This window comes from Streptomyces sp. NBC_01176 (assembly GCF_045039825.1).
GTDB lineage: Bacteria > Actinomycetota > Actinomycetes > Streptomycetales > Streptomycetaceae > Streptomyces.
Map to the genome: position 1 here is coordinate 2,028,964 of NZ_CP108600.1, position 12,261 is coordinate 2,041,224.

The following is a 12,261-nucleotide window of genomic DNA, read 5'->3' on the forward strand; positions in this document are numbered from 1 at the left end:
GGCGTGGTTGAACAGCCGCCACACCTGGAAGACCGTGATCCGGAGACGACGCCGGCACGGCATCGACGAGACACCGCGGGCCGGACCCCGGGATCGTGGGGTCCGGCCCGCGGGTCGCGTGGGGGCGTCAGCCGACGACGACTCCGTACGAGCGCAGGTACGCGACCGGGTCCATGTCCGAGCCGTAGTCCGGCGTCGTGCGGATCTCGAAGTGCAGGTGCGGACCGGTGACGTTGCCGGTCGCGCCGGAGACGCCGACCTGCTGCCCCTCGGTCACGGTCTGCCCCGCCGCGACGGAGAGCGCGGACATGTGGGCGTACTGCGAGTACCGGCCGTCCGCGTGCTGGATGACGACCTGGTTGCCGTACGCGCCGCCCCAGCCGGCCGAGACGACGGTGCCCGCGGCGACGGACCTGATCGTGGTGCCGGTCGGGACCACGAAGTCCACACCGGTGTGGTAGCCGCTGGACCACATGCTGCCGGGCACCTTGTAGCCGGTGCCGATGGTGGCCCCCTCGACCGGCAGGGTGTACCCGGCTGCGGCGGCCTTGGCCGCGGAGGCCTGGGTGGCGGTGGACGCGGCCGGCTGCGCGGCGCCCTGCCCCTCGATCGTGAGCTTCAGACCGGGGTGGATCGCCGTCGGATCGCCGCCGACGACCGCGCGGTTGTCGGCGTAGAGCTTCTTCCAGCCGCCGCTGACGTGCTGCCGGTCGGCGATCTTCGCGAGTGTGTCGCCGGCCTTCACGACATAGGTCTTCGCCGCGGTCTTCTCCGCGGCGGTCCCAGGTACGGAAACCGTCGTGATCTTCTGCACGGCGGACGGGACCGCGGCCGCCGGGGCCGCGGCATGGGCGCAGACGGCCCCCATCAGCGGCATTGCGAGCGCGGCACCACCGGTGCCGAGCACGGCGATCGAGCGGGGCAGACGCAGGAACTTGGGGCGACGGTGCTTACCCTTCGCGGGCATGGCGCATTTCCTCTCCGGCGCCTGCGAGGTGAGCTGTCGGGTGCGGACTGGAGATGTCCGGCCGCGCGGCAGCGCGGCTGTACCCCTAGCCGTTCCGGAGACCGGAACAGGCGCGATACCTGTGGATCCCCCGCTCCTGCCGCGTACGGGTGAGTGCGGATTCCGGGCGGCGGCAGGATTGGGCGTCCGTCCGGATTGAGGGCGAACGTAGGCGAGGGGAGAGGGCGTCGACAACTGTGCGCGATCCCCGCACGCACCCTTTTCATGATCGATGCCCGAATTGCCCGTCACCCTCCGTGCACAGCGCCCCCTCCATCCCGGCAATCCGCGCGGCGGTCCGGGCACATGGTGGAGGGAATGCCGCCACGCATCGTCACGCGTATGACGCTGCTCACGCACGTCCTCCCATGTAGCCATATTCCCGGGCGAGTTCGACCTGAAGTGACAACTGACACAAAACGCCAATATCAGACAAAGGTTGATGACCGCGGCGCACCGAGATCCCCGCGCGGTCCCGGGCGCGGTCCGTGGTGCAACAGCACCGCATTTCGATGCACTTCACCTGTTTCACCCGTCCGTGCGCCCCGAGAGCGCCGTTCTCGGGGCGCCTGTGGACAACTCATTGCCCGAGGAACCCATGTCGTATCGTCGAGAGGCGATTCCCGTCGGCGAGCAACGACGAGCGGTGCCGACGGCCCTATGGGAGGAGCCCCCGTGACGCAGCAGGTCCCGTCGACCGAGCCCGAGCTGGCCGGAGTGCGCAACTTCCGAGACGTGGGCGGCCTGCCCACCGTGGACGGCCGACGGGTGCGGTCCGGGCGGCTGTTCCGCAGTGGTCACCTCGCGCACGCCACGGAGGAGGACGCCGTGTTCCTCTCCTCGCTCGGCCTGCACACGATCTTCGACTTCCGCAATGCCTCGGACCAGAAGCTGGAGGGGCCGGACGTCGAGCTGCCCGGTGTCCGGAACGTGAACCTTCCGCTGACGGACCCGGCCGACGGCAGCGAGTTCTGGAAGATGGTCCGCGACGGCGAGCTCGACCAGCTCCGTGCCCACCTCGGCGACGGCCGGGCGGCGGACCGGATGATCGGTTCGTACCGCACGATCATCACCGAGCGGACGGCCGAGCACTCCCAGGTGCTGCACGCCCTGGCCGAGGACAGCGTGCCCGCGCTGATGCACTGCGCGGCGGGCAAGGACCGCGCCGGCCTGTCCATAGCCGTGACGCTGCTCGCCGTGGGCGTCGAGCGCGACGCCATCGTCGCCGACTACCTGGAGTCGAACGCGCGGCACCGCCGCTACAAGGTCCACCGCAACGGCACCTCGGACACGGCCCGCTCCCCCGAGGTCATGGAGCTGCTCAGCCCGCTGTTCGACGCGCGGGCCGAGTATCTGACGGCGGCCTTCGAGACGATCGAGGAGACCTGGGGCGGCGTCGACAGCTACCTGGAGCAGGCCCTGCGCCTCACCCCCGACCTGCGCGACCGGCTGCGCGACCGGCTCCTCGACTGACGTCCACGGGCGGTACGGCGGTACGGCTGTACGGCTGTACGGACGTCCGCCGGCCCCCGGTCTACTGGTTCTGCGCTCCCAGCGTGAACAGCAGGTAGATGAAGGCGGCGAAGAGGTGACCGACGGCGACGTAGATGATCAGCCGTACCCACAGCGCACGGGGGAACTTGTCCTCCATGGACCGACGGGGGCCGGGTTCCGTGGGTTGCGTGGGTTCCGTCATGACATCTCTCCCAGGGTCGGGTGCGCCGCCGCCGGGCCGAGGCACAGCGCGGCGGCGGGGCTCTGCAACAGGGTGTGTACGAAGAGGAGATCGGCGCCCGCCTGGTCGGCGGCGGCTATGCGGTGCGGGGTCAGCGAGTCGAAGTGCGCGCTGTCCCCGGGCGCGAGCACCTGCGTGGTGTCCCCGAGGCGCAGCCGCAGCCGCCCCTGGAGGACGTGGAGCCACTCCTCGCCGGGATGGACGCGCACGATGTCGCCCTGGGAGCCGTAGGGGACGTGCACCCGCAGCGCCTGCATCCCGCGGCCCGGCGAACCGGCCTGCCAGTAGGTCCAGCCGCCCGCCGCGGTCGGCTCCATGTCGGCGGCCCGGACGATGGCGTCCCGTTCGGCGACCCTCTCGCCCAGCAGCTCCGAGACCGTCGTACCGTAGATGCGGGCGAGAGCGAGCAGCATCGGCAGCGAGGGCTGGCGCTGTCCCGTCTCCAGCCGGGAGAGATGGGCGGCCGAGAGCCCTGCGGCGCGGGCCGCGGCCTCCAGGGTCAGTGCGGCGCGCCGCCGCAGTTCACGCAACTGCGGCGCGACGACGGGCAGCGCGTCGGCTGTCCCGGGCTCGGGCGGCGTACCGGCCGCCCCCGGCTCGATGGGGCTCATGCACTCCATTGAGCCGCAATCTTGCCTCTCGGGCAAATTTCTTGCCTCAGAGGCAAAGACGCCGTGGCCGGCGTCGTGGCGCGGGAAGCCGGAGAACCTCCGTCGCGACCTCGAGCCGTCGCCGGAGACCGTCGCCGAGGCCGGAAGCCTGCTCTCGCCCGGTGACAGCCGTCGACGACCGGCCGCTGCGACGCGGTCGGGACCGGGCGTTCACCCCAGGCCCGGCAGGCTCCGCACCTCGCTGACCTCCAGGAATCGTGCGAGAGCACCGCCCGGCTCATCCGCGGCAGCAGGGCGGTGACCAGCGAGACGGTGACGACCGACCGCGGCAGCGACCAGATGGTCTGCGCGTAGGTCTAGGCCGAAAATCCCACCCCGCCATGGGGCAGTGCCGTGTCCGCGGCGGAGGCGTAGCGTTCTCGCCGCGCTCCGCGTCCCCTCCACCACGTACCCGATCTACGGCGTAGAGATCGGCCGGGCCCGGGTTCTCCGGTGGGCCCGCGGTCTCCCGTCCACGTGGCGCGGCGGGCGGACACTCCGGGCCCTGGGGCCGGGCGGGCCGCGGATGCGTCGTGTCCGCCCCTGGGGCGAGCCCGCCCCTTCCCGTCGGGCAAGCGGTGCCGGACAGGAAAGGGCGGACGGGAAAGGGCGGACGGGACCTAGCGGTTCGCCACCGCCTGCTTGACGAGCGTCTTCCCGAAGTCCCACATCAGCCCGCCACCGCTGTGCGCGTCGTCCATCACGGCGACGAAGGCCTCCATGAACCGGTCCACGTCCCGCTCACCGACGATCAGCGGCGGGATCAGTTTGATCACCTCCAGGTGGTCCCCGGAGACCTGGGTGAGGATGCGGTGCCGCTGCAACAGCGGGACGACGACCATCTGCGCGAAGAGCCCCTTGCGCGCGGCCTGCAGCATGGTCCAACGGCTGCGCAGCTTCAGCGATTTGGGCCGCCCGAACTCGATGCCGATCATCAGCCCCCGGCCGCGGACGTCACTGAGCAGCTCGTACGTGTCGACGAGCGCCGCGAGCCGGGTCTTCAACTGCTCCCCCGTGGCCCGCGCGTTCGCGACGACCTGCTCGTTCTCCATCACGGAGAGCACGGCGAGGCCGGCCGCCATGGCCTGCGCGTTGGACCCGAAGCTCGCCGAGTGGACGAGGACCCGGTCCATCGACGAGTAGACCTTCTTGAAGATCCAGTCCTTGCCGAGGGTGGCACCGACCGGCACATAACCGCCGGACAGCGCCTTCGCCACGCACACCAGGTCGGGTTCCACGCCGTCCTCGTGCTGGTAGGCGTAGAAGTCCCCGGTCCGCCCCAGGCCCGTCTGCACCTCGTCGGCGATGAGCAGCGCCTTGTGCCGGTGCAGCAACTCCTGGGCGGCGCGCAGATAGCCGGGCGGGGCCTCGTGCACGCCCTTGCCCTGGATGGGCTCGACGATGAGCCCGGCGACGTCGCCCCGTTTCAGCTCGCGGGCCAGCGCGTCGAGGTCGCCGAGCGGGACGGCCGTGTCGGGCAGCAGCGGGGCGAAGCCGTCGCGGAACCCGTCCTCGCCGTTCACGGACAGCGACCCGGTGGTCAGCCCGTGGAAGGCGTGCGCGCAGTAGAGGATCCTCGGTTTGCCGGTGGCGTACCGGGCGAACTTCAGGGCGGTCTCCACGGCCTCCGTACCGCTGTTGGCGAAGAACACCCGGTCCAGGTGCGGGCTGTGCGTGAGAAGCTTCTCCGCCAGCAGTCCGGGCAGGGGCTGGCAGTCGAAGCGGGTGAGGTCGGCGAGCGAGGCGTCCAGGACATCGTGCAGCGCCTGGCGGACGACGGGGTGATGGCGGCCCAGGCCCATCACCCCGAACCCGGCGAGCATGTCCAGGTAGTCGTTGCCGTCCGCGTCCCAGAAGTGCGCGCCCTCGGCCCGCTCGTACACCTTGTCGAAGCCGATGGTGTGCAGCATGCGCGGGAGCTGGTGGTTCAGGTACTTGGTGTGCAGCTCGTAGCGCTCGGCCCCGCGCTCGGCCAGCAGCGCGCCGAGGTCGAACTCCCGTTTTCCGGAAGGGGTGGTCATTCCTGTTTCTCCTTGGACAGCTCGTCCTTGACTGCCAGGCCGGCCCCGATCCGCCCGGCGATCTCGACGGGCGTGAGCCCGATGTCGGCCAGCACCTCCGCGCGCTTGGCGTGCGCGAGGAACTGCTCCGGGATCCCGAACCTCCTTACGGGTACGTCCACTTCGGCGTCCCCCAGGGCCAGTGCGACCGCCGAGCCCACGCCGGCCGCCCGGCTGTTGTCCTCGACGACGGCCACGAGCCGGTGTTCGGCCGCGAGGCCGGGCAGGGCCGGGTCGACGGGTTTGACCCAGCGCGGGTCGACGACCGTGCAGCCGATGCCCCGGGCCTCCAGCAGTTCGGCGGCCTGGAGGCAGACCGGCGCCATGACACCGACGGCCACCAGGAGGACCTGCGGGGTCTCCGCGGACCGGTACAGGACGTCGAGGCCGCCCACCCGGTCGGTCGCCGGGATCGCCGGGCCCACCGACTCCTTCGGGAAGCGGATGAGTGTCGGGGCGTCGTCGACGGCGACCGCCTCCCGCAGCTGGGCGCGGAGTTGGTCGGCGTCGCGCGGCGCGGCGATCCTGAGGCCCGGCACGACCTGCAGGACGGACATGTCCCACATGCCGTTGTGCGAGGCGCCGTCGACGCCGGTGACACCGGCCCGGTCCAGTACGAAGGTGACGCCGCAGCGGTGCAGCGCGACGTCCATCAGGAGCTGGTCGAAGGCCCGGTTGAGGAAGGTGGCGTAGACGGCGACGACCGGGTGGAGGCCGCCCGTGGCGAGTCCGGCCGCGGAGACCGTGGCATGCTGCTCGGCGATCCCGACGTCCCACACCCGGTCGGGGAACCGCTCGGCGAACCTGCCGAGTCCCACCGGGTGCAGCATCGCCGCCGTTATCGCCACGACGTCCTCGCGCTCCTCCCCGATCCGGGCGATCTCGTCGCCGAACACCGAGGTCCAGGAAGGCCCGTTGGAGGGCGCGAGCGGCTCGCAGGTCAGCGGGTCCATCACGCCCACCGTGTGGAAACGGTCCTCCTCGTGCGCGAGCGCGGGTTCGTAGCCGCGGCCCTTCTCCGTCAGACAGTGGATCAGCACCGGCCCGTGGAAGCGCTTCGCGCGCCGGAGCGCGGACTCCACGGCTCCCGTGTCGTGTCCGTCGATCGGACCGACGTACTTGAGTCCGAGGTCCTCGAACATGCCCTGCGGTGCGAAGGCGTCCTTGAAGCCCTTCTTGGCGCCGTGCAGGGACTCGTAGAGCGTGGGTCCGACGACGGGGGTGCGCAGCAGTACGTCCTTGCCCCAGGCCAGCACCCTCTCGTAGCTGTCCGTCGTCCGCAGGGTGGCGAGGTGGTTGGCGAGGCCGCCGATGGTCGGCGCGTACGAGCGTTCGTTGTCGTTGACGACGATGATCAGCGGACGGTCCTTCGCGGCGGCGATGTTGTTCAGCGCCTCCCACGCCATCCCGCCGGTCAACGCGCCGTCGCCGATGACCGCGACGACATGGCCCTTCTCCCCCTGCACCTGGCGGGCCTTGGCGAGGCCGTCCGCCCAGCCGAGCGCCGTGGAGGCGTGGCTGTTCTCGATGATGTCGTGCTCGGACTCCTCGCGCGAGGGGTAGCCGGAAAGGCCCCCCTTGCCGCGCAGCTTGGAGAAGTCCTGACGTCCCGTCAACAACTTGTGCACGTAGCTCTGGTGACCGGTGTCCCACAGGATGCGGTCGACGGGTGACTCGAAGACCCTGTGGAGTGCGATGGAGAGTTCCACCACCCCCAGATTGGGCCCGAGATGTCCACCGGTCCTGGCGACCGCGTGCACCAGGAACTCCCGGATCTCATCAGCCAGTTCACCGACCTCCGCCTCGGACAGCGCCTTCAGGTCGCGTGGTCCCCGGATGCTCTCCAGAATCGTCACGCTCGGGCCCCCTCTCGGTCCGTGCTGATCAACTCACGGTGACGGCCGGCTCCCCGGACCCGACTCCGTCGTTCTCCATCTGCTCGGCGATCTTCATCGCTTCCTCGATGAGGGTCTCGACGATCTTCGACTCGGGCACGGTCTTGATGACCTCGCCCTTGACGAAGATCTGCCCCTTGCCGTTGCCGGAGGCGACCCCCAGGTCCGCCTCCCGCGCCTCGCCGGGGCCGTTGACGACGCAGCCCATGACCGCGACGCGCAACGGGACCTCCATCCCCTCCAGACCGGCCGTGACCTCGTCGGCCAGCTTGTAGACGTCCACCTGGGCGCGCCCGCAGGACGGGCACGAGACGATCTCCAGGCGCCGCTGACGCAGGCCCAGCGACTCCAGGATCTGGATACCGACCTTGCACTCCTCGGCGGGCGGCGCGCTCAGGGAGACCCGGATGGTGTCCCCGATGCCCTCCGCGAGCAACGCCCCGAAGGCGACAGCCGACTTGATGGTCCCCTGGAACGCCGGGCCGGCCTCCGTGACGCCCAGATGGAGCGGGTAGTCGCAGGCCGCCGCCAGTTGGCGGTAGGCGTTGACCATGACGACCGGGTCGTTGTGCTTCACCGAGATCTTGATGTCCCGGAACCCGTGCTCCTCGAAGAGGGACGCCTCCCACAGCGCCGACTCGACGAGCGCCTCCGGCGTCGCCCTGCCGTACTTCTCCAGCAGCCGCCGGTCGAGCGAGCCCGCGTTCACACCGATCCGGATGGGCGTGCCCGCCTGGGAGGCGGCGCGCGCGATCTCCTTCACCTTGTCGTCGAACTGCTTGATGTTGCCCGGGTTCACCCGCACCGCCGCGCAGCCCGCGTCGATGGCGGCGAAGACGTACTTCGGCTGGAAGTGGATGTCCGCGATCACCGGGATCTGCGACTTGCGGGCGATCGTCGCGAGGGCGTCCGCGTCGTCCTGCGTGGGACAGGCGACCCGGACGATCTGGCAGCCGGACGCGGTGAGTTCCGCGATCTGCTGCAGCGTGGCACCGACGTCCGACGTACGCGTCGTCGTCATCGACTGCACGGAGACGGGTGCTCCTCCCCCGACCGCCACCGGTCCGACCTGGATCCGCCGTGACACACGGCGCTCCGCGATCGGTCGGACCGGCACCTCGGGGAGGCCCAAGGAAACGGCGGTCATGACGTCACCCGCGGCTTTCCGTGAACGTCTCGCGGGCGGCGCGCAGGGACTCCTTGAGGGAGCCCATGGTGGCGAGGACGGCGGTCGGCTCGTAGCCGCAGTGCGCCATGCAGTTGGCGCACCGGTCGTCCTTGCCGCGACCGTAGGAGTCCCAGTCGGTCTCCTCCAGGAGCTGCTTGTACGTCTGCACGTACCCGTCGCTCATCAGGTAGCAGGGCTTCTGCCAGCCGAAGAGCGAGTAGCTCGGGATCGCCCACGCGGTGCACGGGAAGTCGACCTTGCCCTCCAGGAAGTCCAGGAAGAGCGGGCTCTGGTTGAGCCGCCAGCGGCGCCGGTTGCCGCCCGCGAAGGCCTTCTTGAACAGTTCCCGGGTCTGCTGGACGCCGAGGAAGTGCTCCTGGTCGGGGGCCTTCTCGTAGGCGTAGGCGGGCGAGAGCATCATCTCGTCGACCTTCAGGTCGTCGTTGAGGTAGTTGAGGACCTCGATGACGGTCTGCGGGGTGTCGGTGTTGAAGAAGGTCGAGTTGGTGGTGACCCGGAAGCCGCGCCGCTTGGCCTCCTTGATGGCCTCGACCGCCTCGTCGAAGACGCCTTCCTTGGCCACGGACTCGTCGTGCCGCTCACGCAGCCCGTCGATGTGCACGGCCCAGGCGAAGTACGGCGAGGGCTTGAACTTGTCCATCTTCTTGCGCAGCAGCATCGCGTTGGTGCACAGGAAGACGAACTTCTTCTTGGCCACCAACTGCCGCACGATCTCGTCGATCTGCGGGTGCATCAGAGGTTCGCCGCCCGCGATGGACACCATCGGGGCGCCGGACTCCAGCACAGCCCCCACGGCCTGGGCCACTGGCATCCGCTGCTTGAGCACGCCGGCGGGGTGCTGGATCTTGCCACATCCCTCGCACGCGAGATTGCACGCGAAGAGGGGTTCCAACTCGACGATCAGCGCGAATTTGTCCCGCTTCCTGAGCTTCTGTTCAAACAGGTATGCAGCGACCTTCATGGACTGCCGAAGTGGCATGGCCATCTGGCTCACCTCCGAGGGAGCAGCAAAGAACGGTGCCATTCAAAAAAAGCGGGAAGGATGGCACGAAGAACACGGAAAGCTGATATTCCACCGCGCACCGTGCCGATACGGACGAGTTCATGTTCTGGAGCGTCCACGACCACCCGGACGGCCGCAACCGGACGGGGGCCCGCGCGGACGGCGCTGCGCAGCGTCGCCGCGGACTCCATGTCGACCGCGATGGCGCCGGTCGCGAACAGGTCCGACCGTTCGTGACCACGGACGACGTGATCGGAGCCGGTGAGCGGCCCCGTATGGACGGTGCGCCCGGGCACGGCGCGCACCAGCTCCTTGACCAGCAGCTCCGTGCCCACGCACGGAGTGCTCCCGCGCGGATCCCGGGTCTCCTCGGCGACCACCAGGTCGCCGGGGTGCATGCCCGGGGCGAGCCCCGCGCAGAAGCCCGTGGCCAGGACGGCGGCCTCGCGCAGCGCCGGGCCGGCGAGGACCCGGCCGAGCGAGAGCTCCGCGGCCCTTGGTCCCATGCCGGTGCGCAGGACGGTGACGGGCCCGTCGGAACCGCTCCGGTCGCCGGTGCGCAGGGCGAGGTGCTCGATGCCGAGCGCGCAGGCGATCAGCAGCGGGGCCGGTTCGGGCTTCGTGCTCATCAACCCCCCTTGACCTCGGCGAACGGCTCGCCGTTGACATAGCGGCCGAGCGCGGTGAGCGGGAAGACCTGCCGGTAGAGGTGGTAGTTGATCGAGAAGTCCCACGGGAACCCGGTGCCGGTGAAGTACGGCTCGTCCCAGGAGCCGTCGGGCAGCTGGGTCTCCGCGAGCCAGGCGATACCGCGCTCCACGGCCTTGGAGTCGCGCTCCCCGGCCGCGAGCAGCGCGAGCAGCGCCCACCCGGTCTGTGAGGCGGTCGAGGCGCCTTTGCCGCTCCACTCGGCGGCGTCGTCGTAGGAGCGCAGGTCCTCGCCCCAGCCGCCGTCGTCGTTCTGGACGGTCTCCAGCCAGCCGACCGCTCGGCGGATCGCCGGGTGCGAGGCGGGCAGTCCGGCGGCCGTCAGCGCGGGCACCACCGATCCCGTGCCGTAGACGTAGTTGACGCCCCAGCGCCCGAACCACGAGCCGTTGGGCTCCTGTTCGGCGAGCAGCCACTCGATGCCCCGGCGGGTGCGCGGGTCGTGCGAGAGGCCCTCCACCGCGAGCATCTCCACCACGTGCGCGGTGACGTCCGCGGACGGCGGGTCGATCACCTCGCCGAAGTCGCAGAACGGCAGCCGGTTGGGGAAGGGGCTGGTGTTGTCGACGTCGAACGCGCCCCAGCCGCCGTCCTTGGACTGCATGCCGAGGTTCCAGCGCACCCCGCGCCCGATCGCCTTCTCGAGGCGTTCCGGGTCGTGATGGCGCACACGGCGCAGCGCGAGGACCACCTCGGCGGTGTCGTCGATGTCGGGGTAGTTGTCGTTGTGGAACTCGAACGCCCAGCCTCCCGGCGGGAGATGAGGCCGCTTCACCGACCAGTCGCCAGGCCTGACGATCTCCTCGCCGAGCATCCAGTCCGCGGCCTTGACCAGCTGCGGATGGTCGGCCGGCAGCCCCGCGTCGGCGAGCGCGATGGTCGCCAGGCAGGTGTCCCACACGGGCGACTGGCAGGCCTCGATCATCCGGGCCCCGTCCTCGCGCCAGACCGTGAAGCGGTCCAGGGACTCGAGCCCGGCACGCATCACCGGGTGGTCGAGGTCGTAGCCGAGCAGGTGGAGCGCGATGACGGAGTACACCGCGGGCGGCTGGATGCCGCCCCAACAGCCGTCGTTCTCCTGTCGTTCGATGATCCAGCGCGCCGCCGCGTTCATGGCGGCACGGCGCAGCGGCCGCGGCGCGACCTTGCGGTACTGGTGCAGCGCCCTGTCCAGCCGCTGGAAGACGCCGCTCCAACTCGCCACGGGAGCCGTGGGCCTGACCGGACTGGGATTGCCCGGGTCGGTGTGCAGCTCGTCCAGCGGGAACGGGGCGGGCCGCACAGGTCGCTTCGCCGAGACGATGGTGAGCGGCACGATCGTCTGCCGCGCCCAGCATCCGAAGTCGTAGATGTTGAGTGGCATCCACTTCGGGAAGTAGATGAGTTCCGGCGGGAGTTCGGGGAGGTCGTCCCACTTCCACCAGCCGAACAGGGCGAGCCAGATCCGGGTGAAGACGCGGGCCGAGGCGATACCGCCCCGCTCCCGGACCCACGCGGCGGCCTTCGTCATGTGCGGCGCGTCGGGGGCGTCCCCGGCCAGCCGCAGGGCGACGTACGCCTCGACGGTGGCGGAGAGGTCGCCCGGGCCACGGTAGAAGGTGGCCCAGGCGCCGTCCTCGCGCTGCTCGCCGCGGATGAACAGTCCGGCGGCGTGGGTGGTCGTCTCGTCGAGGATTCCCAGGAACTGGCGCAGGAGCAGGTCCTCGGCGTCCATCGTGACGTTCGTCTCGAGGTCGCCCTTCCACCAGCCCTCGGCGTCCTGCCGCGAGAGCAGGTAACCGGTGGCACGCTGTATGGCGTGCTCGGCGACGTCTCGGGTCTCGACTGTCCCGGCCGCCACGGGAGTCGTCTCTGGCTGGATTTCGCTGGCCGCGGCAGCGCGGGGCGGCAGTGCCCCGGTGCTTCCGTCGGTCGTCGCTGTCATGGCTTCCCCTTCGTGCAGTGGTACGTCTCTGCTGTGGGTCCGCCGTCGGCCGGTGCGTCGCTCTCATGGGGTCCCCTGTTCTCGTACGAAG

The 12,261-nt window shown here is 70.3% G+C and carries 10 protein-coding genes, 1 pseudogene and 1 riboswitch; of the genes and pseudogenes, 1 reads left to right on the plus strand and 10 read right to left on the minus strand.

All coding sequences use genetic code 11. The features are described 5' to 3' along the window. Positions 1 to 127: 127 nt before the first annotated feature. Complete coding sequence (locus OG199_RS08530) at positions 128 to 967, minus strand: LysM peptidoglycan-binding domain-containing M23 family metallopeptidase (RefSeq protein WP_405828870.1); 840 nt, start codon at positions 965 to 967, stop codon at positions 128 to 130. Positions 968 to 972: 5 nt separating this feature from the next. Beyond that, positions 973 to 1,129, minus strand: a riboswitch (cyclic di-AMP (ydaO/yuaA leader). Positions 1,130 to 1,681: 552 nt separating this feature from the next. On the opposite strand from OG199_RS08530, the gene OG199_RS08535 reads away from it, so the two are divergent. Then, the gene (locus OG199_RS08535) at positions 1,682 to 2,479 is read left to right on the plus strand and encodes a tyrosine-protein phosphatase (protein ID WP_356803097.1); all 798 of its coding nucleotides are present in this window, start codon (positions 1,682 to 1,684) and stop codon (positions 2,477 to 2,479) included. Positions 2,480 to 2,540: 61 nt separating this feature from the next. On the opposite strand, the gene OG199_RS08540 is transcribed toward OG199_RS08535, so the two are convergent. The 9 genes and pseudogenes from OG199_RS08540 to shc all read right to left on the minus strand — a co-directional run bounded on the left by OG199_RS08540 (position 2,541) and on the right by shc (position 12,170). Beyond that, positions 2,541 to 2,657: a DUF6126 family protein gene (locus tag OG199_RS08540; protein WP_148012225.1), complete on the minus strand. Its 117-nt coding sequence runs from the start codon at positions 2,655 to 2,657 to the stop codon at positions 2,541 to 2,543. 41 nt (positions 2,658 to 2,698) lie between these two features. Beyond that, positions 2,699 to 3,352, minus strand: a complete 654-nt coding sequence (locus OG199_RS08545; protein ID WP_351720356.1) for an XRE family transcriptional regulator — start codon at positions 3,350 to 3,352, stop codon at positions 2,699 to 2,701. A gap of 266 nt (positions 3,353 to 3,618) precedes the next feature. Continuing rightward, positions 3,619 to 3,765: pseudogene (locus tag OG199_RS08550) on the minus strand (lipid II flippase MurJ); the annotation flags it as partial. Positions 3,766 to 4,011: 246 nt separating this feature from the next. After that, complete coding sequence (locus OG199_RS08555) at positions 4,012 to 5,412, minus strand: aspartate aminotransferase family protein (RefSeq protein WP_405828872.1); 1,401 nt, start codon at positions 5,410 to 5,412, stop codon at positions 4,012 to 4,014. Beyond that, complete coding sequence (dxs, locus tag OG199_RS08560) at positions 5,409 to 7,307, minus strand: 1-deoxy-D-xylulose-5-phosphate synthase (RefSeq protein ID WP_405828874.1); 1,899 nt, start codon at positions 7,305 to 7,307, stop codon at positions 5,409 to 5,411. Before dxs ends, OG199_RS08555 begins: the two co-directional genes overlap by 4 nt. A 28-nt stretch (positions 7,308 to 7,335) precedes the next feature. After that, positions 7,336 to 8,493, minus strand: a complete 1,158-nt coding sequence (ispG, locus tag OG199_RS08565; protein ID WP_266704334.1) for a flavodoxin-dependent (E)-4-hydroxy-3-methylbut-2-enyl-diphosphate synthase — start codon at positions 8,491 to 8,493, stop codon at positions 7,336 to 7,338. 4 nt (positions 8,494 to 8,497) lie between these two features. Beyond that, positions 8,498 to 9,520, minus strand: a complete 1,023-nt coding sequence (gene hpnH / locus OG199_RS08570; RefSeq protein WP_148012166.1) for an adenosyl-hopene transferase HpnH — start codon at positions 9,518 to 9,520, stop codon at positions 8,498 to 8,500. 5 nt (positions 9,521 to 9,525) lie between these two features. Beyond that, a complete protein-coding gene (locus OG199_RS08575) occupies positions 9,526 to 10,167 on the minus strand; it encodes a 1-hydroxy-2-methyl-2-butenyl 4-diphosphate reductase (RefSeq protein WP_356803105.1) in 642 nt (213 codons plus the stop codon). After that, positions 10,167 to 12,170 (minus strand): squalene--hopene cyclase, encoded by a 2,004-nt coding sequence (gene shc, locus OG199_RS08580; protein WP_401805218.1) that lies wholly within the window; start codon positions 12,168 to 12,170, stop codon positions 10,167 to 10,169. Before shc ends, OG199_RS08575 begins: the two co-directional genes overlap by 1 nt. Positions 12,171 to 12,261 lie beyond the last annotated feature (91 nt).

Coding starts and splice junctions, on each gene's coding strand:
- ispG (WP_266704334.1), bottom strand. CDS start 8,493: ATGACCGCCGTTTCCTTGGGCCTCCCCGAGGTGCCGGTCCGACCGATC.
- shc (WP_401805218.1), bottom strand. CDS start 12,170: ATGACAGCGACGACCGACGGAAGCACCGGGGCACTGCCGCCCCGCGCT.
- hpnH (WP_148012166.1), bottom strand. CDS start 9,520: ATGGCCATGCCACTTCGGCAGTCCATGAAGGTCGCTGCATACCTGTTT.
- OG199_RS08540 (WP_148012225.1), bottom strand. CDS start 2,657: ATGGAGGACAAGTTCCCCCGTGCGCTGTGGGTACGGCTGATCATCTAC.
- OG199_RS08555 (WP_405828872.1), bottom strand. CDS start 5,412: ATGACCACCCCTTCCGGAAAACGGGAGTTCGACCTCGGCGCGCTGCTG.
- OG199_RS08545 (WP_351720356.1), bottom strand. CDS start 3,352: ATGAGCCCCATCGAGCCGGGGGCGGCCGGTACGCCGCCCGAGCCCGGG.
- OG199_RS08575 (WP_356803105.1), bottom strand. CDS start 10,167: ATGAGCACGAAGCCCGAACCGGCCCCGCTGCTGATCGCCTGCGCGCTC.
- OG199_RS08530 (WP_405828870.1), bottom strand. CDS start 967: ATGCCCGCGAAGGGTAAGCACCGTCGCCCCAAGTTCCTGCGTCTGCCC.